General features: G+C 45.1%; 20 protein-coding genes and 1 pseudogene. 6 read left to right on the forward strand and 15 right to left on the reverse strand.

All coding sequences use genetic code 11. From position 1 onward, the window contains the following. Window positions 1-6 precede the first annotated feature (6 nt). From OCV19_RS23995 to OCV19_RS24015, 5 genes and pseudogenes are all read right to left on the reverse strand, one after another. Window positions 7-1,271 (reverse strand): annotated as a pseudogene (locus OCV19_RS23995) (IS4 family transposase). A gap of 199 nt (window positions 1,272-1,470) precedes the next feature. After that, complete coding sequence (locus OCV19_RS24000) at window positions 1,471-2,793, reverse strand: CoA-disulfide reductase (RefSeq protein WP_065676812.1); 1,323 nt, start codon at window positions 2,791-2,793, stop codon at window positions 1,471-1,473. A 77-nt stretch (window positions 2,794-2,870) separates the two neighbouring features. Next, the gene (locus OCV19_RS24005) at window positions 2,871-4,277 is read right to left on the reverse strand and encodes a cation:dicarboxylate symporter family transporter (protein WP_065676813.1); all 1,407 of its coding nucleotides are present in this window, start codon (window positions 4,275-4,277) and stop codon (window positions 2,871-2,873) included. 37 nt (window positions 4,278-4,314) lie between these two features. Further along, complete coding sequence (locus tag OCV19_RS24010; RefSeq protein ID WP_017111552.1) at window positions 4,315-4,698, reverse strand: RidA family protein; 384 nt, start codon at window positions 4,696-4,698, stop codon at window positions 4,315-4,317. 24 nt (window positions 4,699-4,722) lie between these two features. Further along, window positions 4,723-5,388, reverse strand: a complete 666-nt coding sequence (locus OCV19_RS24015) for a helix-turn-helix transcriptional regulator (RefSeq protein ID WP_065676814.1) — start codon at window positions 5,386-5,388, stop codon at window positions 4,723-4,725. Window positions 5,389-5,947: 559 nt separating this feature from the next. Between OCV19_RS24015 and OCV19_RS24020 the strand changes: the two genes are divergently transcribed. Next, window positions 5,948-7,255 carry an IS4 family transposase gene (locus OCV19_RS24020; protein WP_086738414.1) on the forward strand — a complete coding sequence of 436 codons (1,308 nt, stop codon included), beginning with the start codon at window positions 5,948-5,950 and terminating at the stop codon, window positions 7,253-7,255. 62 nt (window positions 7,256-7,317) lie between these two features. On the opposite strand, the gene OCV19_RS24025 is transcribed toward OCV19_RS24020, so the two are convergent. Beyond that, window positions 7,318-8,652, reverse strand: coding sequence for an MATE family efflux transporter (locus tag OCV19_RS24025; RefSeq protein ID WP_065676636.1), 1,335 nt, complete (start codon window positions 8,650-8,652; stop codon window positions 7,318-7,320). 262 nt (window positions 8,653-8,914) lie between these two features. Next, window positions 8,915-9,889, reverse strand: a complete 975-nt coding sequence (locus tag OCV19_RS24030) for a helix-turn-helix domain-containing protein (protein WP_065676637.1) — start codon at window positions 9,887-9,889, stop codon at window positions 8,915-8,917. Window positions 9,890-9,981: 92 nt separating this feature from the next. On the opposite strand from OCV19_RS24030, the gene OCV19_RS24035 reads away from it, so the two are divergent. Then, complete coding sequence (locus OCV19_RS24035; RefSeq protein ID WP_065676638.1) at window positions 9,982-11,337, forward strand: serine hydrolase domain-containing protein; 1,356 nt, start codon at window positions 9,982-9,984, stop codon at window positions 11,335-11,337. 66 nt (window positions 11,338-11,403) lie between these two features. After that, window positions 11,404-12,195 carry a hypothetical protein gene (locus tag OCV19_RS24040; RefSeq protein WP_065676639.1) on the forward strand — a complete coding sequence of 264 codons (792 nt, stop codon included), beginning with the start codon at window positions 11,404-11,406 and terminating at the stop codon, window positions 12,193-12,195. A 95-nt stretch (window positions 12,196-12,290) separates the two neighbouring features. Here OCV19_RS24040 and ppsA read toward each other — a convergent pair whose 3' ends face one another. Continuing rightward, window positions 12,291-14,663: a phosphoenolpyruvate synthase gene (gene ppsA, locus OCV19_RS24045; RefSeq protein WP_065676640.1), complete on the reverse strand. Its 2,373-nt coding sequence runs from the start codon at window positions 14,661-14,663 to the stop codon at window positions 12,291-12,293. A gap of 178 nt (window positions 14,664-14,841) precedes the next feature. Here ppsA and ppsR point away from each other — a divergent pair, with 178 nt between their 5' ends. Continuing rightward, window positions 14,842-15,675: a posphoenolpyruvate synthetase regulatory kinase/phosphorylase PpsR gene (ppsR, locus tag OCV19_RS24050; protein WP_017069200.1), complete on the forward strand. Its 834-nt coding sequence runs from the start codon at window positions 14,842-14,844 to the stop codon at window positions 15,673-15,675. A 141-nt stretch (window positions 15,676-15,816) separates the two neighbouring features. Here the strand turns inward: ppsR and grxB are convergent, their stop codons facing one another. From grxB to OCV19_RS24065, 3 genes are all read right to left on the reverse strand, one after another. Further along, on the reverse strand, window positions 15,817-16,449 hold the full coding sequence (gene grxB, locus OCV19_RS24055; RefSeq protein ID WP_065676641.1) for a glutaredoxin 2: 633 nt from the start codon (window positions 16,447-16,449) through the stop codon (window positions 15,817-15,819). Between the two features lie 347 nt (window positions 16,450-16,796). Then, on the reverse strand, window positions 16,797-16,955 hold the full coding sequence (locus OCV19_RS24060) for a hypothetical protein (RefSeq protein ID WP_004733064.1): 159 nt from the start codon (window positions 16,953-16,955) through the stop codon (window positions 16,797-16,799). Between the two features lie 164 nt (window positions 16,956-17,119). Then, entirely contained in the window at window positions 17,120-18,100 is a 981-nt protein-coding gene (locus OCV19_RS24065) for a Gfo/Idh/MocA family protein (protein ID WP_065676642.1), read from the reverse strand. A gap of 219 nt (window positions 18,101-18,319) precedes the next feature. Between OCV19_RS24065 and OCV19_RS24070 the strand changes: the two genes are divergently transcribed. Both OCV19_RS24070 and OCV19_RS24075 read left to right on the forward strand, forming a co-directional pair. Then, on the forward strand, window positions 18,320-18,802 hold the full coding sequence (locus OCV19_RS24070; RefSeq protein WP_065676643.1) for a GNAT family N-acetyltransferase: 483 nt from the start codon (window positions 18,320-18,322) through the stop codon (window positions 18,800-18,802). A 2-nt stretch (window positions 18,803-18,804) separates the two neighbouring features. Beyond that, a complete protein-coding gene (locus tag OCV19_RS24075) occupies window positions 18,805-19,578 on the forward strand; it encodes a L,D-transpeptidase family protein (RefSeq protein WP_065676644.1) in 774 nt (257 codons plus the stop codon). A 92-nt stretch (window positions 19,579-19,670) separates the two neighbouring features. On the opposite strand, the gene OCV19_RS24080 is transcribed toward OCV19_RS24075, so the two are convergent. From OCV19_RS24080 to ugpE, 4 genes are all read right to left on the reverse strand, one after another. Further along, window positions 19,671-20,408, reverse strand: a complete 738-nt coding sequence (locus OCV19_RS24080) for a sulfite exporter TauE/SafE family protein (protein ID WP_048612840.1) — start codon at window positions 20,406-20,408, stop codon at window positions 19,671-19,673. 160 nt (window positions 20,409-20,568) lie between these two features. Further along, window positions 20,569-21,288: a glycerophosphodiester phosphodiesterase family protein gene (locus OCV19_RS24085; RefSeq protein WP_065676645.1), complete on the reverse strand. Its 720-nt coding sequence runs from the start codon at window positions 21,286-21,288 to the stop codon at window positions 20,569-20,571. Between the two features lie 56 nt (window positions 21,289-21,344). Then, window positions 21,345-22,643, reverse strand: coding sequence for a sn-glycerol-3-phosphate ABC transporter ATP-binding protein UgpC (ugpC, locus tag OCV19_RS24090; protein ID WP_065676646.1), 1,299 nt, complete (start codon window positions 22,641-22,643; stop codon window positions 21,345-21,347). Then, window positions 22,633-23,475: a sn-glycerol-3-phosphate ABC transporter permease UgpE gene (gene ugpE / locus OCV19_RS24095; RefSeq protein ID WP_065676647.1), complete on the reverse strand. Its 843-nt coding sequence runs from the start codon at window positions 23,473-23,475 to the stop codon at window positions 22,633-22,635. Before ugpE ends, ugpC begins: the two co-directional genes overlap by 11 nt. Window positions 23,476-23,504 lie beyond the last annotated feature (29 nt).

Here is a 23,504-nt window from a genome sequence, read left to right on the forward strand (position 1 = left end):
TGAACCTTAAGCATTAAGACCAGCATAAATCCCGTCTAACGTGATGTTTTTCTTTGACTTCCTCTGGGCGGACTTTTGTGCGTTCTTAAATATATAGCTAGAGGCCCATTCCAGTTTATTACCTATTTCTGACCATGCCTTGTGGCTGATACATTCAAATATGGGCAACAGCCACACATCCACATTTTTTGCCGCCTTAAACAGCGAGACCGATGGCATTATCTGAAGCGCAGTACTGCGCCTGATGATCAGCGAGAGTAACTGGCCCAGATAAGCCCATCAACGATGGCCTTTTGTGCGGTGACAAATCGTTGCCAGTTTGTGTGAGATTTTAATTCTTTAAAAAGCAACTCCACCTGCCATCGACAGCGGTAGATCGCCATTATGTCATCAGCAGTATAGGTACCTGAAGGCAAGTTAGTTAACCAAATACAGAATCGCTTTTCTTCGGCAAACCAACGTCTTACCACTCTAAATTCTTGCTTACCACTACGAACTTTAAGGTCGAGTACCTGTGAGCGATTAGTACCTCGAGTGATGTCTTTGAGCTTCTTTCCTTCTAGTTTAGATAAATGCCGGCCCTGACCGTTTCTCGCTTCTATAACATGAGGATTCAGGGACTTTGCTCCTCGAAAAATATAGAAACCACCATACAGTTCAAGCTCAGTAAAGAATTGGAAGTCAGGGTACCCTGCGTCAGCCAACAACAATTTGTTACTCATTGTTTTGGGGCGGGCAAAAGTCTCTTTCTGATGCTGTATCAGCGCTGATGCTCATTGCGACTGGAGAAAAGCTTTTTAAAGACATTGTCATATGGCATTCAACTGCGGCTGGATTGCGTTTAAATCGGCTCGGGTAAACGTTCGAAAGGTCACGATGAATGTGGAAAGAGCTACCATCTTGAAGCAGCACATCATCAAAGGTGGCGAGTTTATCTGGTAGGTTGGCACTCTGCTGGCGAGCAAACTGAGCTATCGCTCGCATGGCCAATTGGCGCATGAATATCGGAAATTCTTCTTTCTTAACTGGTTATGGTAGGGCTTATAAGCCACAGTATCTTTAGCGCTTAAGCACATCCCATTGAATTGCCTTAGTAAATCGGCAATAGATGAGCAGTTTCCTTTGCTCAAAGCGGCCACTAGGCTTACTACTAGCTGGTCGGGTAAGATAGCCCGACATCGCTTCATAAGTCCTGTACTTTTCGCCATTTTTTGAAGGCTATCAGCATTAAAGAATTGCTTAAACTGCTTTTGTAGGGAGATAATCGTCATCGGCTTCACGGTTGATATGGGTGGTTTGTTTGGCGACGATTATCTGATCATAAATGAAGCCTTTTTTCTATCTAAATAAATAGCTTAGAGCTTAAGATCCTGTCTATGATAAGATCGTAGGTTATCTAAAAAGCAGAGCTTAATCGCTCTGCTTTGATGTTGAAATGAATATTCTTTGGGACTAGTATAATCAGTTCGCTTACTTAGCGACGTTACCTGCCACGTTTAGAGCATCCCAAGTACGTGAAAAAGGAGGAGCATAACAGAAGTCCATGTAGCCTAGTTGTTGAGTCGTCATCTTCGCGGTGATAGCTACCGCTAGTGCGTTAATACGGCCAACCGCTCCTTTCTTACCTACGATCTCACCACCTAGAAGAACCTTAGTCTCTGGGTGATAAACCAACTTCACCTTGATGTCTTCTTGGCCTGGGTAGTAATCCGTTTGGTTCTTATCTGAAATCGTTGATACTTTCACATCTAAGCTATGCTCTTTCGCCAGAAGTTCAGACACGCCTGTACACGCCAGTTCGTAGTCGAGCACTTTCAAACAAGATGAACCCAAGAAGCCCGACATGTAAGTGTCTTTTCCTGCTAGCTTGTCTGCCATCATGCGTGCTTGCTTGTTGGCTGTGGTGGCTAGAGGAACATAAACGGGTTTGCCTAGTGCCATATGATGGACAACGGCACAGTCACCTACAGCATGGATGTAAGCATCTTCAGTGGCACCATATTCATTCACCAACAACGCACCATTTGCGGCTTTTGGTAGTTCGAATGCTTCAGTGTTTGGTTTGAAGCCGAGTGACAGGATAACGACATCAGCTTCTACATTGCCGTTATCGGTTTCTACGATGTAACCACCTTGCTCGGCATCGCGAATCGCAGACACGCTGCAACCGGTTTTTAGCTCTACACCGGATTCACGAATTGCACCTTCAACTACTTCAATGATCTCAGAGCTGAACTGACGGCTCATGATGTGTTGTTCACGTTCGATAATCGTCACGTGCTTATCCAAGCCATGTGCTGCATCAAAGACTTCCAGCCCTATAAAGCCAGCCCCAATAACACACACACGCTGCTTGTTACTATCCTTTAGCGCTTCCTTAACCGCCAAGCCATCTTCCATACTTGTTAGTGTGTATACGTGTTCTGGATTGAATTCACCGAATGAAGGCACAATTGGACGTGCGCCTGTCGCAATCACCAACATATCGTAATCGATAGTGCTCTCTACGTTTTGGTGACGCACCGTAATCTGTTTTTCAGTGCGGTCGAACGACACCATTTCCGTTTCTACACGTACATCTAAACCAGATTTGATGGCTTGCTCTGGTGTACGAGAAATCATTCGTTCGGTGTCATCAAACATGCCGCCTGCAAAGTAAGGTAAGCCACAGGCTCCGAAAGAGATGTAGCTACGCTTATCTAGAACGATGACTTCGTCTGATGGCTGATTACGTTTGTACTTTGCTGCGAAACTCATACCCGCGGCGCTACCGCCTATAACAACAACTTTCATATTTACTACCTAAATAACCTGAACTCAGGAAAAACAGAAGAGCACTCACGTGGAGTGCTCTTAATTAAGTTTGAGAATTATACTGCTGCTTCTTTTGATACTGTCGCTGTAACGTCAGCGTCGTATTGTTCAGTATCCAATGAGCCATTCTTCTTCGCTGTAAGAACGCCTGACAACATCGAGCCTGAGATGTTCAGCGCTGTACGAGCCATGTCAATTAGCGCTTCGATAGACACTAAAATCGCGACTACTGTGATGTCTAGACCCATGATGGTCAGTACCGCTACTGCTGCGAACGTTGCACCGCCACCAACACCTGCGATACCGAATGAAGCAATCGCGATAACAGCGATCAGTTGTAGGATAAAGCTTAAGTCTACAGGCATGCCCATTACTTGTGCCGCCATGATTGCTAGCATTGCAGGGTAGATGCCCGCACAACCGTTTTGACCAATACTGGTACCAAATGTCGCAGACATGTTTGCTGTTTCTTCGTCTACACCTAGGCGCTGAGTTTGTGTTTCAACGTTTAGCGGGATAGCTGCCATGCTTGAGCGAGAACCGAAACCGAACACCAAAACTGGCCAGATTTTCTTCATGAATTTAGCTGGAGAAAGGCCGAACATTGACACCATGACGAAGTGGATGCCGAACATAACGCCAATTGCTACGTAGCTTGCTAGAAGGAAGCGGCCCATTTCAGCTAGTGCGAATAGGTCGTTGGTCATCATGAACGTGGTCATCAGAGCGAATACACCGTAAGGCGTTAGCTTCAGGATTTCACGAACCATTGAAAGAACCACTTCTTTTGCTGCATTGATGAAATCAACGAAGTTTTGTACTTTCTCTGGCTTACGGTTTTTCACTTGAAGAATACAGAAGCCTAGGAACATGCCGAACAGGACAGTTGATAGCGTAGAAGTACGTTGAGAACCCGTTAGCATGTCAAAGATGTTGGTAGGAATGATAGACAGAGCCATACCAGACAGACCACTGCTCGCCATTGCATCTTGTGTTGCTACCAGTGAATCACCGCGAGCTTCAATCGCACTGTTTGTGCCGATTGTGCTTACTAGCGCGTTCGCATCGATACCAAATAGGTAAATACTTGCGATACCAACGGCTGCTGAGATTGCACAAGTGAAAAGTAGAATACCGATGATTTTTGGTGCGATACGAGATAGCGCACCGCCGCCTTCAACGTTCATGATCGAAGAGATCATCGCCACGAATACCAGTGGGATAACGATCATTTGTAGAAGTTTGATGTAGCCTTTACCGAACACTGAAATCAGTTCAGCAAAGCCAGAGGTCGCAACGTTACCGACACCGAAAACAAGTTGAATTGCGCCACCGAACAATAAGCCAGCAGCAAGCGCACTCAGTACGCGGAAGTTAAAACTTTTCTTTTGCTTTTTGAAGTTCGACAGCAGTGCGTAGAACCCAAAGAACAATACGCTTAATGCGATAAATGAAACGCTCATGAGAATCTCCTATGATACCCATTAATACCTAAGTCGGTTATTTTTTGTATGCGATGGCTTCAACTTCAACCAGTGCGTCTTTTGGTAGTCGTGCTGCTTCAACACAAGAGCGAGCAGGTGCGTTCTCTGTACCAAACACCTCGGTGTAGACTTCGTTAAAGGCAACGAAGTTTTCCATGTCAGATAGGAAGCAGGTTGTCTTAAGCACTGTGTCCAGTCCTGCATTACTCGCTTCTAGTACAGCTTTTAAGTTTTCTAGCGACTGACGAGCCTGCTCTTTGATGCCGCCCTCAACAAACTGCATGGTTTCTGGAACGAGAGGTAATTGACCTGATGTATAAACCATGTCGCCGTAAGACGTACCTTGTGAGTAAGGGCCGATAGCTGCAGGTGCTTGTTCAGTGGCAATGATCTGTTTCACGATGTAACTCCTAAATTATTGGTTTTATTCTGATTTAAATTCACGGATAAACTTGTAAACCGCCTGTCGGCTGATCCCAAGTTGCTCTGATACTTGTGTAGTCGTCTCTTTTAGCTCAAATACGCCGTTATCAAATAAACAACGAATGATGGCTTTATTGCGACCTTTGGAAGAAACCGACTCGTCTTGGTCAACCTCGTTAATGGCTGAACTCAGTGCTTGTTGAATCACGTCGTTTGCATTGTTGCTGAATGTCTCGCTGACAATGGCTTGCGGCACATTGCACTGCGGCATCAGCGTTTTGACGATTTCTGGAAATGGGAAAGATAAGTTCATGTTGATACACAGCATGCCGATCGGCTTTTGTTGTGGACCAGCCAGTACGCAGGTAGTCGATTTCAGTAGGGATCCGTCTGCTGCATTGGTGAAGTAGCTTTTTGGAGAAACTTCGCCAGTCTTCTCGAATGCACTCCACATGCGTAAACCTAAATCGGTGATCGGTGAACCAATTTCACGCCCCGTATGATGACCATTGACGATCTTCACGACTGAGTTTTCTAAGCTTTCAAATGAATGGATGACTACTTCACAGTAGGGACCAATCAAATCGGCAATTGTGTCTGCTAAGCGGAAGTAATTGCTTAAGCATTCTCTGTCTTCATCGGTGAATCGAACTTGTTTTACATTCATGGTTTCGGTTTACATTTTTGAACTCAATGAATGAAATCTACTCCTTTGGTGGTATTTCCACAATACGCAGTAAACTTCTGTAAACCTGACGTAAACGTCTAAAACATCAACAAATCGTAAGTTTTAGAGCTAAATCACGCACGAAATTTGAACGTGATCACTCGAAATAGGTAAATCAGGTTTAATTTCTTAAACTTCATCAAGGTTTACATATTTAAAACCAAAGGTTGCGTTATTGAATGTTTTGATGATCTAGGACAAGTTCTAAAGGGCGCTTAGAATTGGCTTGATTGATGTCTTAGATGAATGTTAATTAAGTATTCGTTCTGAGAATAAGATGACGGTTGATTGGAATTTTGTTCAATTGAAAGCAAGGTTGGATTAGAGAGGCTATATTCGTGAAAGAGGTTCATCGGAGGGATGTAATGTAAATTAGAACTTAGGTATTAAAAAAGCAGCCTAAGTGGCTAATGCCGATCAGTTAAAGCCAAAGTGATCGGTTGAACGATCCTTCAGAGCTGTCAAAATCCAAGTGTATTTAATGCACTTGGATTTTTTTATGGATGTTTCTCAAGCTCTAAACATAATTAATGATTGGAAACCTAGCAACGTTGAAACTTTGTCTGACTTGCTTCCAATTGACCTCATCGACGAAGCTTATTCTCTTACTGATACCGTCACGATGAGAAAGAGGAAATTAACTTTAGAATCCATGGTGTGGCTGCTTGTTGGAATGGCTATCTATAACAGTAAATCCATGAAAGATTTAGTGAACCAACTTGATATTGTCGACCGTACAGGTAAAGCTTTTGTCGCACCAAGTGCGTTAACTCAACGTCGAAAGACTTTGGGTGAAGACGCAATTAAAGCGGTCTTTGAGCGAATGACTACGTCATGGTTAAAAAGTGCAAAGTTACCCCAGTGGAATGGATTAACGCTTCTTGGCGTCGATGGCGTTGTTTGGCGAACGCCCGATAACCCGCAAAATGAAAAGGCATTTTCTCGACAAAAAGGGACGCAATATCCGCAAGTGAGAATGGTCTGCCAAATGGAACTAAGCAGTCACATTATTACGGCCAGTGCCTTTGATAATTACAATACAAACGAAATGATATTAGCTGAAAAACTGATAGAAACAACACCAAACCATAGCGTGACAATGTTCGATAAGGGATTCTATTCTTTAGGCTTATTACATAAATGGCAAGACTCTGGCTCAGAGCGTCATTGGCTTATCCCCCTCAAGAAAAATACACAATATGACATTGTTCAATCTTTAGGGCGAAATGACAAACTGGTTCAATTACACAGTAACCCAAGGGCTAGAAAGCTATGGCCTGATTTACCAAAGTCGATAACCGCTCGACTTGTCACTCGTAAAATTAAAGGAAAAGACTACCAAGTATTAACCTCCATGACGGACTCCCTGCGTTACCCATCAAAAGATATTGCAGGCCTTTATGAACATCGTTGGGAAATTGAGCTAGGCTACCGAGAGCAGAAACAATACATGCTTGGAAATCGTCTCACGCTGCGAAGTCGTTTACCAGAACTGGTAAAGCAGGAGTTATGGGGCATCTTGCTTACTTACAATTTAATCCGATACCAGATGGTCGAGCTCTGCTTCAATCTAAAGGGAAATTACCTTCCTTATCAACTCAGTTTTAACGGCACATTAGCTCATGTATCTGCGTTACTTGTAGGCTTACCTTACTCAACACCAGGCGCAATACCTCGTCAGCTAAAGGGGTTCCACAACATGGCTGAAAGCTTAATACTTGAAGGGCGAAGGGAAAGGACATTCCCTAGAACAGTTAAACCCAGACCACAACGGTATGCTAAGAACAAAAATGCCGTTCACTCTTAAGTGAACGGCATTAAGCCTAAGTGGCTGCTTTTTCGTTCGTAACGCTCTAGCTGTTCAATTACCTATTTGGCTAGCTTGGCTTCTACTTGCCCAAGTGCTCGCTGGTACATAAACCATGCACAAGTGCCGGCAAGTACATTACCTACCATGGCACCCCAGAATAAGCCTTCAATGCCAGCAAGCTGAGAGCCAACCCATAGGCAAGGTAAGAAGAAAGCAAACAGGCGGAGTGCTGATATCGTCAAGGCAGTATAAGACTTGCCTAAAGCGTTAGAGATAGAAACCATCAACATACAGATACCCAAAGGCCCTAAACTGATAGGAACGATAAGTAAGTGGTAGTTCAAAATGGTCGAGACTTCGTCTTCGCTGGTCATGAGATTTGCCAACCCGCTAGAGAACACCCAAGTTACCAGTGCGATCACTAATTGGAACCCTAATACAAACATCACGGCAATCTTCACAAGACTACGTATGTTCCCTAGGTTCTTCTCTCCCAACATTCGGCCAATCATAGGTGGCATCGACATAGTCAGAGCAAGCACTGCAACAATCGAAAAGAACTCAAAACGTGAACCTAGCGCCCAGGCCGCAACGGCTGCTGTGCCATAGCCTGCAAGCAGTTTGGTGGCGAGCATCGAAGAGACTGGTGGGAGCAATTGGCTGATCATGGCTGGCCCCATGATGTTTCCTATAGAGCGAACACTTTTGCCGATATCAAGATCGTGCCAGTCGAATGTCATCCAATGCTTCTTCGTCACCTTAGGAGCAACGATAAAGATACCCGCACCGAATGCCAAGATGGTCGCAATCGCGGCTCCGTTGATGCCCATGTCGAGCGTGAATATGAAAATCGGGTCCAATATCAAGTTGATGATGCTGGTCGCGATCATCATCGAACCGGGCAGCATGGTATTACCATTGGCACGACACACACTGTAGAAAAAGTAGAGCAGTGCGCCTGTCCAAGAGCTTACCAGCCAATAGATCCAGTAAGAATCAATGATCGGCAGTACCGTCGGTGGTGCATCGAGGAGTTGTAAAATAGGACCACGCAACAGATAGATGATGACCGAGAACAGCGCAACACTCACACTGCCCATCGCAACGACTAATCCGCCGAGCTGTTTGGCATAGCGTATCTCGTTAGCCCCAATAGCTCTCGCGATCACAGCCGTTGTCGCGATGCCTAGTCCGACTTGAATCCCGATAATGATCATCTGAATTGGTAGCGTGAAGCCTTGAACCGCGAGCGGCAGTACGCCTAACTGGCCAATAAAAGCACTGTCTACAAGTTGGAAGCTCATCAGGGAGAGCACCCCAAACAGCATTGGCCATGTCATTGTATAGAGTTGTCGGCCAAGAGAAGGCGAGGGAGTTGCGGTCGTAGAATTCATAACACTCTTATCAGTCTTGAAGGTAGGTTTGTCGTAGTGACAATCCACTCAATGAAGAATTGCGTAAAGGATAACGTAACGTTAGCTCGATACCAATAAATGTCATTAAATCTATCGATATTACCTTTGCACAGTTTCATTGGTATGTGAGCATTGTGCAATGCAACTTTATGCGTTCGCTTATTGAAATTTAAGGTGTCGTATCTTGTTTCTGAGTTTTATATTAGCGGATTGGGTCTAAAGGTTTTCCATTCGACTATTTCTAATGTTTCGCTTTATCCCGATAACTTGGTGGCGTGACTCCAACCCAACCTTTGAATGCACGATTGAAATTACTCAAGTCGCTGTAACCCACTTGCCAACTGATGTCTTGAACAGAAAGGTTGGTCTCTTCAAGTAGCTGTTTTGCTTTAGTTTCCCGAACTTGTTCTTTGGCTTCTTTAAAGATAATGTTTTTGCTCTTCAGGTTTCTCTGCAGCGTTCGTTTTGTCATGCCGAGCATGGTCGCAAACCACTCAATATTGAACCAAGGTAGATTCGCATAGGTGTCTATTAATATCTCGACAGCGTGATGCCAATCTTGGGTACTATTTCGTTCTGAAATGGCACGATAATCATCGGGCAGCGGAATCGAGAACGCACCGTATTGCTCTTCAAACTGAATATCAGAATCAAAGAAATGCTTAGGTAATTTGCGTGCGCTGTTGTGCTTAGAGACCAACTTGGCGTGTGATGGTTGCCAGCGACTGTCAATGAACTTACGGCATAGGCTAATCACGGTCAGAGCGCGAAACCATTCGGCTTGTTCAAAACCTGAGGTCGATGGGTGATAGCAACTTCGATGACACAGCCACCACAATCCATCGCTTTTTTCCGTCCATATGGTGACGTGATTACTTAAGGTCGATATTTCAGTAATCAAGCAGCGTACCGCTTGCTCTAGTGACGTGCATTGATCAATTTTTCGGTCTAGCTCAGGTGACAACTGTTCTAGAGAGGCTTTACGTCCAACCTCAATCCCTATCGAATAGCCAAACTTACGCTCAAGGCCATGAATGAAGCGAATTACGTCCTGGGTAGGAAGCCATTGATTGGATTGTGTTAGTTCAATGGGTAGACCGCACGCAACGGCGACGGTGCGCCAATCCAGTCTATGTTTGTCACAATACTGAATATATGGAGCAATGTTACTGGTCGAAGTGAGCAATATGCTAGTGGTGTTCGATGATGCTTTCATTGTCTTGTGTCTACCATTAAATGTCACCAAGTGACCTAATTAAGTGTAGCGCATCTCCTTATACTTCTCCTAACCCAAACAGGAGACCAATTATGAAACTTAAACACATTGCCGTTCTAGTATCGTTAGCGACCGCATCGTCATTTGCTCTTGCAGCAAACCCAGTTGAAGAAGCTCTAAAAGTTGAAGGTGCTCAAGTTACCTTGACCGTGAAAGAGGCGAGCACAGCATTTACCCCAAGTTTTACTGACTCAGCTCGTGAGTTATTCAATAACTTTCATTGGCAGATGGGCGGCGACCACAGCGTTTACTACAACATGCACATGAGTGAGTTTCTACCAACGGCACTGGCGGCTCCAAACGAAGAGTACAAGCCTTTAGTCAAAAATATCGACCCACGACTCGCTGCACTCAAAGTTAATACTGAAAGCAAAGGTCAGTTGACAATGGATGAGTACTTGGCGGATGAACAGTTCCGTACCCAAGGCTTTATGTTGATTCACAAAGGGGAGATCGTTTACGAAGCTTACCCAGGTATGAAGCCGACAGATACGCACGTTTGGGCATCTACAGCAAAAACGACGGTTGGCACAGTGATCGCAATGTTAGTGGAAGAGGGCAAAGTCGACCCTGAAAAAGAGATCGCTGAGTATGTTTCTGAATTGAAAGGAACGAACTGGGATGGCATCACAGTACACCAAGTTCTGAACATGTCGACCGCGCTAGATAATGAAGAGACATTAGAGTCTATCTTGAACCCAGACTCTGATGTGGTGCGTTTCTTTGCTGCATCGTTCAACTCACCTCGTGCAAAAACGGGTGAAATGGAAACTTGGATGGAAGTGGCTCAAGGTGCACAGAAACTGGAAGGTGAAAAAGCCGGTGACCATTTCCGTTACGCATCTATCAACACCATGGTGCTGACTAAGTTAGTTGAAAACGTTGAAAACAAAACTTGGACTCAAGTATTCGAAGATCGTGTTTGGTCAAAAGTGCACGCACGTCAACCAATGCAATTCAACTTGACGCCAGATGGCATGGCGATCGCGGTTGGCTTGGTTTCATCAACGGTAGAAGACATGGCTCGCTGGGGAACACTATTTACACCTAGCTGGAAAGCGGTGGCTGATGAGCCAGTGGTGTCACAAGCTGTGATTGATCGTATCCGCAACGGCGGTGATCCAAAAGCATTCGTAGGTACTAGCAAAGAGAGCAGTTCACTGCACGCATACAACGAAAAAGCGGACTACAACGCATACCAATTCGACTTTATCTTCAACGATGGTGCGATATCGAAAAGCGGCAACCTAGGCCAATTTATTTACATCGATCCTGCGCGTGACTTTGTAGGTGTGATGTTCTCAACCAACCCTTACCACTCAGGTTTTGGTGAGAATAAAGGTCCTGCACTAATGCGTTCAGCGGCAAAACTACTTGCTGACAAGTAATCTATTTATTACCTAACAGGATGTTCCAGGCTTCAAGGAGGAAGCAAACGACTTTCGAGAGATATAATGAAAAAGTTTGCTCTATTAATCCCGTTGAGTTTAGGTCTAGCCCTTCCTGCACATGCCGATTCAGATTCCGAACGTGTTATCGATCCTGCTGATGTCACTAAAGTTTATACTCAAGCTGCATTGATGCTGAATGGTAGTTCAGATATCCAATTTCAAGGGCAAGTTTCTGGCGGTTTAGAAAACGGTCAGCAGTTTGCCCTACTGGCCGAAGGGACGTTTGTCGATGGAAGCAACACAGCGCTTCGCGATCCAGACAAATTCGGTACAGAGTACAGCAACTCTAGAATCCAGTACTTCCACGTATTTGAAACGGGGACGAAAGCTACGCCTAAAGTGGGTCTTTCATTAGATTATATTAATACGCGCAACAGTATTAAAAATGACTTGTTGTCGGTTGGCGGTGTTGTTGCGATTAACCCAGCTTATACCGGTGGATTCCTTGTCTTTCCAAGAGCAGGACTGATGACAGGTAGCATGGAGATCCCTGGCGTCACTTCATCTAAAGATGATTTAACGGGGTACTCGCTTGGTTTGATTACCGCGAAGCATCTCGGCGACTCTGGCGCTTATGTGTCTTTGGTTCCTGAGTGGCAAGATCTTTCTGGTGATGATATCGACATGCAAAACTTCTCATTTAAAACATCGTTAAATGTGCCGATGAACACTGCAAGAACTTGGTGGTTGAATACGCGCTATGACATTACCAAAGCGGATGTTGATGTGAAAGGTGTGTCAATGCCGAATGGTTGGCAAACCGAGGCTTGGGTTGGTGTGAGATACTACTTTTAGCGCTCTAGCCAACTAATTTGCAAAGAACCTAAAAAAGCCAGTCAACGTGACTGGCTTTGGTCGTTTAGGTACCGCGTGAAGCGTTACTTATTTACTTATTTATTAGCAACGTTACCTAGCTTCAACCACGTATCGATAACCGTATCCGGGTTTAGTGAAACAGAGCTGATGCCTTGCTCCATTAACCACTCTGCTAGGTCGTCATGGTCAGATGGGCCTTGGCCACAAATACCAACGTATTTACCCGCTTTGGTTGCCGCGTCGATAGCCATCTTCAGCATTGCTTTTACGGCTGGGTTACGCTCATCGAAGAGGTGTGCTACATCGCCTGAATCTCGGTCTAGGCCAAGTGTCAGTTGCGTCATGTCGTTTGAGCCGATAGAGAAGCCATCGAAGTACTTCAAGAACTCATCAGCCAAGATTGCGTTCGATGGTAGCTCACACATCATGATGACTTTCAGACCTTGGTCGCCACGGCGTAGGTCAAACTTAGCCAGAATGTCGATAACCGATGCTGCTTCGCTTGGCGTGCGAACGAATGGAATCATGATTTCAACGTTCTTAAGACCCATCTCATTACGAACACGTTTGATTGCTTGAGTTTCTAGCTCGAAACAGTCTTCGAATACTGGTGAGATGTAACGAGATGCGCCACGGAAGCCCAGCATTGGGTTCTCTTCATGTGGTTCAAACGTTTTGCCACCTACAAGGTTGCTGTATTCGTTCGACTTAAAGTCAGACATACGTACGATCACACGCTTAGGCCAGAATGCAGAAGCGATAGTCGCGATGCCTTCTGTTAATTTGCTTACGTAGAAATCGATAGGATCTTTGTAGCCGCGAATACGTTCGTTGATTTCCGCTTTTAGCTCATCCGTTTGCGCATCGAAGTTAAGCAGCGCTTTAGGGTGAATACCGATCATCTTGTTGATGATGAATTCTAGACGAGCAAGGCCAACACCTTCGTTCGGGATTTGTGCGAAATCGAAGGCACGATCTGGGTTACCCACGTTCATCATTACTTTGGTTGGTAGCATTGGTAGCTCATCAACCTCAGAACGTTTGATTTCAAAGTCGAGTTCGCCGTTGTAAACGTAGCCTGTTTCGCCTTCTGAACATGACACTGTCACGGTATCGCCATCGTTTAGGCTGCTTGTTGCGCTGCCACAACCAACAATCGCTGGAATACCAAGCTCACGAGCGATGATTGCAGCGTGACAAGTACGGCCGCCACGGTTAGTGACAATCGCAGACGCTTTTTTCATAACAGGTTCCCAATCTGGGTCTGTCATGTCTGTTACCAATACGTCGCCTTCTTGAACTAGGGACATTTGGTCTAGTGAATCAACCAAGCGAACTGGGCCTGAGCCGATGCGTTGACCGATAGCACGACCTTCAACCAAGACATCCGCCTTGTTGTTTAGCTCGTAACGCTCGATAACGTTTTGGTCGCTTTGAGAACATACGGTTTCTGGGCGAGCCTGAACGATGTAAAGCTTGCCGTCGATGCCATCTTTCGCCCACTCAATGTCCATCGGACGTTGGTAGTGCTTCTCGATGATCATCGCTTGTTTTGCTAGCTCTTTGATCTCTTCATCGTTGAGTGAGAACTCGTTACGCTCTTGAGTGTCGGTGTCGATGATATCTACTTGCTTACCGATCTCTTGATTGGTCGAGTAGATCATTTTGATCAGCTTAGAACCAAACGTCTTTTTAACGATTGGGTAGTGACCCGCTTCTAACATTGGCTTGTGAACGTAGAACTCGTCTGGGTTCACAGCACCTTGTACAACCATTTCACCCAAGCCCCAAGAAGAGGTGATGAATACCACTTGGTCGAAGCCAGACTCAGTATCAAGCGTGAACATCACGCCTGAAGAGGCTTTGTCTGAACGAACCATGCGTTGGATACCCGCAGACAGTGAAATGCCACGGTGGTCATAGCCTTGGTGTACACGGTAAGAGATAGCGCGGTCGTTAAACAGTGACGCGTAAACGTGCTTGGTTGCTTCGAGTACAGCGTCGATGCCTTTCACGTTAAGGAAGGTCTCTTGCTGGCCCGCGAAAGAAGCATCTGGAAGATCTTCTGCGGTCGCCGATGAACGAACCGCTACAGACAATTCTTCGTTGTCTTCAATTAGCTCGCGGTAGTTCTCACGGATGTCTTGCTCTAGTGATTCTGGGAAGGGTGCATCTAGAACCCATTGTCGAATCGTTGCACCTGTCTTACGCAGTGCGTCAACGTCTTCAACATCAAGTTCATCAAGTAGTTGGTGAATGCGCTCATCAAGACCTTTGTAATCAAGAAAGTCGTTAAACGCATAAGAGGTGGTAGCAAAACCATTAGGTACAGAAACACCAGCATTGGACAGGTTAGAAACCATCTCGCCCAGTGAGGCGTTCTTACCGCCGACTTTGTCGACATCTTCCATGGATAGGCCATTGAACCATAGGGTATTATTTTGCATTTATTTCTCCAGAAACATAGCAAGCATTGTAGGGATTTAAAGGCAAACGATTACGTATCAGTTTAAAAAAATGTAAATTATTTTTTAAAGTTGTGGGGGACGTAATAGTCAGCAGGGTTTCGTTATATATATTATGGTTCCCATCCTACTCAAAATAATTTTAAACATTAAATAAAAAATGCAAATTGATATCCAAAGTCGTGATGTATTCTATGTTTCTGATGGAACGGCCATAACATGTGAGACTTTAGGGCATGTTGTTCTAGGTCAATTCCCATTCGAAGCTAATGAAAAAACCTTCCCGTTTGTCGAAAGTGAGGACAAACTTTCTGATTTATTAAAAGAGATCGAAATTTCGTATCGTGATACGGGCAACCACCCGTTGGTCTTTTTTTCGATTGTGATTCCAGACATCAAGCAGAAGCTCTTGGAGGCACCAGCGCATTGTTATGACGTGCTAGAGAGTATTGTGCAGAAAGTGCAAGACGATACCCAAATGGCCCCGGTGCCTAAGCTGCAACGCTCACGTAGTGTTAATAAAGATTCAGTGAAGTACTTCGACCGTATTGCTGCGATTGAATACACGTTGGCTCATGATGATGGCATCACGCTGAAAGGGCTTGAAGAGGCGGATATCATCCTATTGGGTGTATCTCGAAGCGGTAAGACACCGACAAGTTTGTATATGGCGATGCAGTTTGGCTTGCGCGTAGCGAACTATCCGTTCATTCATGATGACTTGGCGCGCTTGAAGCTGTTACCCGAATTTGAGATCTACCGACACAAGCTGTTTGGTTTAACCATTGATGCGGAAAGGTTGACTGAAATCCGAGAGAACCGTTTAGCTGGCAGTGAATACGCAAGTGATTCTCAATGTTTGTATGAGTTGCAAACGGTAGAGTCGATGTTTCGCCGAGAAGCGATACCTTACATCAACACGTCTTCGTTATCGGTTGAAGAAATTTCAACGCGAATCTTGGAGCGAACAGGGTTGAGAAGGCGCTTGTTGTAGAAAAAGACAATTGAGTCATAAAAGTCGAAGCTCGTACGAACAATGGTTCGGGGAGCTTCGATTTTTCGTTTAGGCTGGTTGCTAACGGCTAACGGCTAACGGCTAACGGCTAACGACTTAACGACTTAGCAAATTAGGAAATTAGCGAAGAAGCTTGATGCCTAACGTTTGACTCTGTTTTTCTAACCAACGCTCAAGTGCTGATGGCCATGTGATGCTTGGTTCAACACAGAAGCCACGAAGCATTGAGAAATAGAGTGCTTGATCAACTAAAGGTAGCGATGATTCACCATTCTCTAGATCCAATAGAAGCTCTGCATCTTTCAGTAATGGGTTAATCAGTTGAACGTATTGTGGGGTCTTTTCTAAGAGCTCTTCAAAGTTAAAACCTTCGGCCTCTTTACTTGCACGCCAAGCTTCTTTGGCTCCAGCAGAGCGATATTCAGCCAAGTCGAGGTTCCACCAACGTGGGCGTCCGATCTGTTGAGTAAGAGGGAAAGCGCGGCTTTGAAAAAGCGCAGCCTGCTCAGATGGCTCACGTTGCTCGTCACTTGATTTCAAATCCATGAAGTAAACAATGATGTCTAGGCTTTCAGCCATAATAGAACCGTCGTTTTTCTTTAGGACTGGCACCATCTTCTTACCGATCAGATTGATAAGGGTTTGGGCATCATCATAATCCACAGAAACAAGTTCGATGTTCAAGCCTAAAGATTGAGCGATGTAGGCAACTCTTGCACAGAAAGGGCAGTGGTCGTAAATGTAAAGCTTCATAGCTTCCCTTATTCGGGTCATTCTTAGTATAAGATGATGCTAATGTACCAGAAACTTTCGCAGACAATAAGCCTTTGTTAACATGAACTATTCACTGCGATTAAGTGCTCGGGGATATCAAGAGAACGATGAGAATAAGCACCTAGTGTAGAAACTCGTTGCCTAATTCTATTGTCAGTTGAGTGCGGTTTTATTGTAACGAGTAAGCGAATGATAAAGCTGGTGGGTAAATGACGGGCATAAAAAAGGCTCTGGCTGCTCACTCTAATGCAGAAGAGTGAAGTCAGCCAAAGCCTCAATTTTGTTACCTTTAGTAGAGTGACTACTAAAAGGGCAGAGTGGTTAAACTATGCTTTTTTAAGATCTTGCGCTGGGTAAGTAAGCGTCATTGCGCCTTCTACCGTTGTAACGTGAACGTAGCCGCCACCAGCACTTAGGCCAGTTACTACCATTTCACCTAGTTCAACACCTTTTGTTGCTACAACGCGATCATCAACTGAAAACACTTTACACACCTTCAATAAATTAAATAAATACGATAGATATCGAACGCGGATTTAAACAGATGGCACCCCAATCAACTAATCCGGTTATTTGTCGTAAAGATTAAATTTAGTTATGTATAAATCAGTATGTCTTAAAAATCAGTTTGTTAACTTACGCTGTGACGTTATTTATCCGCTGGGTACACGACACCAACTTGTTGGCGCATCTCTGTAATTAACTTCGCAACCGTTAAAGCGCGCAGTTGGGCTTGAGCTTGTGTTACGTTGTCGCCAGCAATGCAGCTAGCAAAGGCCTGCGCTTCGTAACTCATGGAGTTTTCGCTTTGTGCTTGAGTAAGGTTTTCTACCGTGCCATCGCGGTAGCGGATCTTAACGTCAGTACATTCAGCGATGTGATCGATGATGATCGCCCCTAATTCACCTTGGATCTCGCTTGGCGCATAAGAGTCGCTGACTTTGGAGTGAGCAAGTGTTACGTCAAACTCAGGATACTGGAAGATCGCACAGCCATGCGCATCGACACCTGAATCAAGTAGCTTTGCAGAAGCCTGTGCATTTTCAGGTTTGCCAAATAGCGCGACTGTTGCGGCAACACAGTAAAAGCCAATATCGACTAATGAGCCGTTAGAAAAAGCTGGGTTGAAGGTGTTTGGGTTTTCTCCATTCAAGTACTTTTGGTAGCGCGATGAATACTGGCAGTAGTTGATGTGTGCCTTATGTACCTTGCCAATCTTTTCTAACCCGAGTTGAATTTGCTTAAAGTTCGGTAGGAATTGAGATTTATACGCCTCAAACAGCACCACACCGTTCTTCTGAGCGACCTCAAACATTCGTGCTGCTTCTTCGATATTCGATGCGACAGGCTTTTCACAGATAACATGCTTTCCGTGTTCCATCATGAAGATAGATTGCTCGCAATGCAGTGAGTTCGGAGAAGCGATGTACACGGCTTCTACAGTGTTGTCATTGGCCAATGCATCGAGTGAGTCATACGTGGTTTCAACGTCAAATTCTTGGGCGAACTGTGCCGCGCTGTCTAGATTTCGAGAGTAAACCGCAGCGAGTTGCATCGATTGAGATTCATGCGCAGCTTGAACAAACTTTTGTGTAATCCAATTGGTTCCAATTACAGCAAACTTAATCATATAGGTATCCAGTCGTTAGTCGTCGTTAGTATATTGATTCTGCAGAGATAGTAGCACTCAACGGCTGGCAATGTGCCTGAGATTTGCGGAACAATTTCCCTAAACATAGTGCCTAATATTAATAATCAGCCTTCACAGAACGTCTGAGTTGACCAGTGTAACGGTGCACAACTAAGCCATTTTTGCTAAGGTGTTATTGAATTCAAACAAGGTGATGATATGCAAATCCGGACGGCCAAGGTAACTGATATTAACGCGATCTTAGCGCTCTCTGAGCAGATAAACCGTCAACATCATCTTGGTGCACCTATGGTATTTGCGCCAGCGTCACAAGGTTTGGCCGACAGTGAAGAGTATTGGTTAGGTTTGATGCTTGACCCACTTGGCGCTTTCCTGGTTGCAGTCGATGATAAGCAAGTCGTCGGCTTTTTAGCAGGTAAGGTAACGCAGAACAAAGGCGTCAGTTTTATTCAGCCGCACAAGGTGACAAGAGTGAATACGATTGTGGTGAACGATCAGGTTCAGAGCCAAGGTGCTGGTCGAGCGTTAATGAAGTCTTTTAATCAATGGGCGCAGGCGAGAGGAGCGATAGAACTTAGGTTGGAGGTAATGGAGTTTAACCAACAAGCTCAGGGTTTCTATGAGTCGTTAGGAATGGAAACTCAGTCACGAACCATGTCCATGCGTTTTGAGGAGATCTAAAGGTGCGTCTGTTTTTGCCATTATCACTGTGTTTACTATTTGTGGCTTCGAAGGTGAACGCTGAGCAGGTTGTGGTCGAGAAAATAGTCTCTGACGCGACCGCTATCGAAACCATCGTATTCGAGTCTGCACCGGCTCATTCTCAACGTGTCTCAACGTCTTCATCTAATTCAACCTCTTCTACGAGCTCAAGCTCCAAGCATGTGATTATTGTGGATGATGTTCTTAACAGTCGCTCTGATGAAAAGGTAGCTCAGCTTTCTCAAGGCTCATCGAAACGTCCACCTCAAAGTTCCTCTCGACAGTTTTACAACGTACCGGATAGCGCATCTAAGATAGATTCGCTGTCGCAAGTGGTTACGTTAGTTAAAGTCGATAAATCGAAACGTAGGATGTACCTGCTTAAAGGTGAAGAGGTGATTCAGGAGTTTCGTATTGCGCTAGGCAAACAACCGAAAGGGCATAAACGCTTTGAAGGGGACAACCGAACGCCGGAAGGTGAATACCAGCTCGATTATGTGATGGAAGAGTCGGACTTTTATCGCTCAGTACATATTAACTATCCGCAACCTTCGGATATGCAATGGGCAGAGCAAAATGATGTGGATCCTGGAGGAAACATCAAAATCCATGGCATCAAAAACGGCGAGCGTCGTTCGCCGAGCTTTATTCAAAGCTTTGATTGGACGGATGGCTGTATCGCATTAACCAATCAAGATATGGATGAGTTTCTCCAACTTGTAAAAATGGGTACCCCTATCCATATCGAATGGTAGTCATTGGCCCCCTATTTTCTTAATCACTTTCCGGAATCAATTAGCGCAGTCAATTCGTAAAAGCAACGTCCAAAATTAACCGCTAAAGCCAGTTACAATAAGACTCGACCTGCACTGAATATTGCAATCACAATCAGCAATGCAATGGTGACTGGCTTAAACTTCGCTCCACCAAATCTCTCGAACAGTTTAGAACCCACATAACCGCCAAACATGCTGCTTGGTAGAAGCGCGAGAGTCAGCCAAACTACATCACGGTCGACTAACCCAGCGATAGATGCCGAAACAAATGCAGTCGAATCCGCCAAGACAAAGAAGGCAATCAGGCCGGCTCTGGCAATGTGCGGAGCGACTGGGCTTGCCAATGCATGAGTGCCAATTGGAGGCCCTGACATCGAAGCTGCGCCGTTCATTACACCTGCAAGGCTGCCTAGAATATAGGGAGCAAATCTAGGTTCGCTTTTGTACTGGAAACCTTTGTAGATCATAAGTGCAGACGCAAAAATGAAGGCACTGATGATCAAGATGATCGTGTCTTGGCTAACGGATTTAAGCAGAAGTAAGCCGACTGGTGTGAAGGCAAAACAAGGGATAAATACCTTTAAAACCCAGCGCCAGTTAACATGCTTTCGAACTTTAGGCAGTAATTGAACATTGCCTAATAGGTCGATCAACATGAAGACAGGAACCAGTTCGATAACAGGCACGAATAACGCACTTAATGGCAATGCCACTAAGGTGAAACCGAAACCTGAGAAGCCACGAACAATAGCGGCGAAAATGAAGATTGCACCCAAAATTGGGAAGGTTGGACTAAAAATGAGATCCATAAATTAAGTAACCAATGAAGCTGTCTAAATAGAGCGAGCTAATGAAACCAAGTGAGTAGCGGAATGTACTCCTACTCACTTGTGTTTGCTACCTAATTTTAAGGTTTCCCGAGAGTTAATTTTAAAGTCTCTCGGGGTTGTTTTTGCAGTATTCGCTTGGTCAATTTATAGAGGTAAATTGATTCGGAAAATCAGTGAATACGGCATCTACTTTTGAGATGAATTTGAAGTGAGACGGATCGTTTACTGTGTAGCACCAAGTTTGAATGTTTGCTTCACTGAGTGTATCAAGATCGCTCTGATTCACATGCTCGTAGTTCATGTGACAGCTGAACGCTTTAACCTCGTCAATCAACATCAAGTCGGCTTGAGTCAGTTGTTCTGTGATCACACCAACTCGGTATCTCGGCAGGTGACGAGCCATTTCAGAAACGACTTGATGGCTGAAACTTGAAAGCAGCACTCTGTCGGTGTCTAGATTTGAACGAATCAACTCGGTATGCAGCAAATCAACGACATGAGGCGCTTGATGTCGACTGTCGACTTTGATCTCTAAGTTCACGCTGAGATCATGCTGCTCAACAAGCGCGAGCAACTCTTCCAACGTCAATATTCTTTCACCTGCGAACTGTTCAGACTTCCAACTGCCAAAATCAAGCTGACGCAGTTCTGCAAGGGTGTGTTCGTCGACACGACCCTTGCCATCACTGCAGCGCTCAAGGGTGTGGTCGTGACAAACCACAAGTTGATCATCCTGAGTTGGCTGAATATCTACTTCAATCCATTTCAAGCCGAGTTTAGCGGCTTGTTCAATGCTTGCTTTGGTATTTTCTGGGTGAGTACCTGATACACCCCGATGACCTACGATGATAGACGACATAATTAATCCTTCTTAAAGACGCACCGTAAAAACGCATTAAATATCAGTGTACTCGATTAAGCGAGAGCCGTCGTTATGCTTGTCGCCTCTTCGCGTGACTCTTGTAAAGTAAAGTTATTCGGCTGAATACGCTTCCCACGACTGTCAAAAATATGCAGGTTGGTTTTATCAATGCTTAATCCGAGTGGCAGTACTTGGCATAGTGTCGTTTCTGGCGTGACGGCGATAAAGGGTTGGTCGTTTACAAGGCCATGAACCAATTGATTCGGCCCCAACGGCTCAACCACACTGATACGCAGTTCGAGAGGTAAGGTGTTCATCTTTAATTCGGAACAAATCTCAGAGTGTTCAGGGCGAATGCCAAGCGTGATAGTCGCGTCCTTAACGTGCGCGTACTCTGGCAGATACATTTGTTGATCGCCGATTTCAAGATAGCCATCATCGAGCGTAGCAGTTAAGAAGTTCATCGCGGGGCTGCCAATAAAGCTTGCCACAAAGGTGCTGGCAGGCTGGTGGTAGACTTCTCTTGGTGTGCCGACTTGTTCAATTTGGCCTTTGTTGAGAACCACAATTCTATCTGCCAGTGTCATGGCTTCGACTTGGTCATGAGTCACGTAAACACTGGTTACGCCTAGCTCGCGTTGCAGCTTTTTGATTTCTAATCTCATGTGAGCGCGTAATGAGGCATCTAGGTTAGACAAAGGCTCATCAAACAAGAACAGTTGAGGGTCGCGTACGATCGCTCGCCCCATGGCAACACGCTGGCGCTGACCACCCGAAAGTTTGGCTGGCTTGCGGTCTAGGTACTCTTCGATTTTCAGTGTCTTGGCGACTTTCTCAATCTTCTCTTCAATCACGTGTTGGCTGACCCCTCGGTTCTTTAAACCATAAGCGAGGTTTTTGTACACCGTCATGTGAGGGTAGAGTGCGTAATTTTGAAAGACCATTGCGATATCGCGTTGAGCTGGCTTTTCGTTATCAACACGGCGCCCACCCAAGTGAATCTCACCGCCAGAGATGCTTTCCAACCCTGCAATTGAACGCAGGATAGAAGACTTGCCGCAGCCCGATGGGCCAACCAATACAAGAAATTCACCCTTTTCGATATCAAGCGACACATCTTTCACTGCACGATGACCGTTCTCATACGTCTTTACCAAGTTTTTGATGCCCAACATGGTAGGTGCTTTGTGTGTATGGTTGTGAGTGGCTTGGGTGTGCCCTAACGTTTGTTTTAACTTTGGCATCGGGGTGTCCTCTGATTTTTGCGGAGAAGCTGGTTGAGACATCTTGTACTCAGCGAGTGATTGAATGCGGTTATCGTTCATTTGATTTTTGTCGTTATTATTTTTCACTTTCTACTAGCCCTTTTACAAACCAACGCTGAAATACAACCACCACTAAAACGGGTGGCAACATAGCTAAAATCACCATGGCAAAAACATAGTCGTAGCGCGGTAAACTGGTTTCATTGATGTTGTTGAGTACTTGTTTGATGCCCATCACGATGGTGTTGTAGCCTTCGTTCGTGGTCATCATGATTGGCCACAGATATTGGTTCCAACCCACCACAAACATGATGATGAAGATTGCTGCGATCATGGTTTTAGACAGTGGCAATAAGATGTCGACAAAGAATCGAAACGGACCTGCGTTATCTAACTGTGCGGCTTCTAACAATTCATCGGGGATGGTTTTGAAGAACTGCCTAAAAAAGAACGTCGCGGTGGCTGAGGCGATCAAAGGCAGAATTAAACCTGTGTAGCTATTAAGAAGCCCAAGCCCAGCGACAACCTCATAGGAAGGGATAATGCGCACTTCTAATGGCAGCAAAAGCGTCACGAAGATCAACCAGAACCAAGCTGTAGCATAAGGCAACCTGAAGTAGACCAAAGCATACGCGGCCATCATCGAAATGATGATCTTACCGATCGCAAAACCTAGCCCCATGATCATCGAGTTGGCGATCATTTTGCTGGCGGTGACTTCGCCACTGAAGCCCATGCTTTTGTTCCAAGCTTCGCTATAAATGGCCGTAAAGTTATCGCCTGGTAGCCATTGCAGGCCTTCGCTGACAATGGTGTTTGGGTTATGCGTCGAGCTGGCGAAGATTAGCCAGATAGGGACCAACATAAACAGCATCCCAGCAATTAAAATTAGGTGGTCAGAGACCTTATTACTTTTCATAAATAACTCCTGTCGCGTTAAAACCTAGC

Source organism: Vibrio celticus, from assembly GCF_024347335.1.
Classification (GTDB): domain Bacteria; phylum Pseudomonadota; class Gammaproteobacteria; order Enterobacterales; family Vibrionaceae; genus Vibrio; species Vibrio celticus.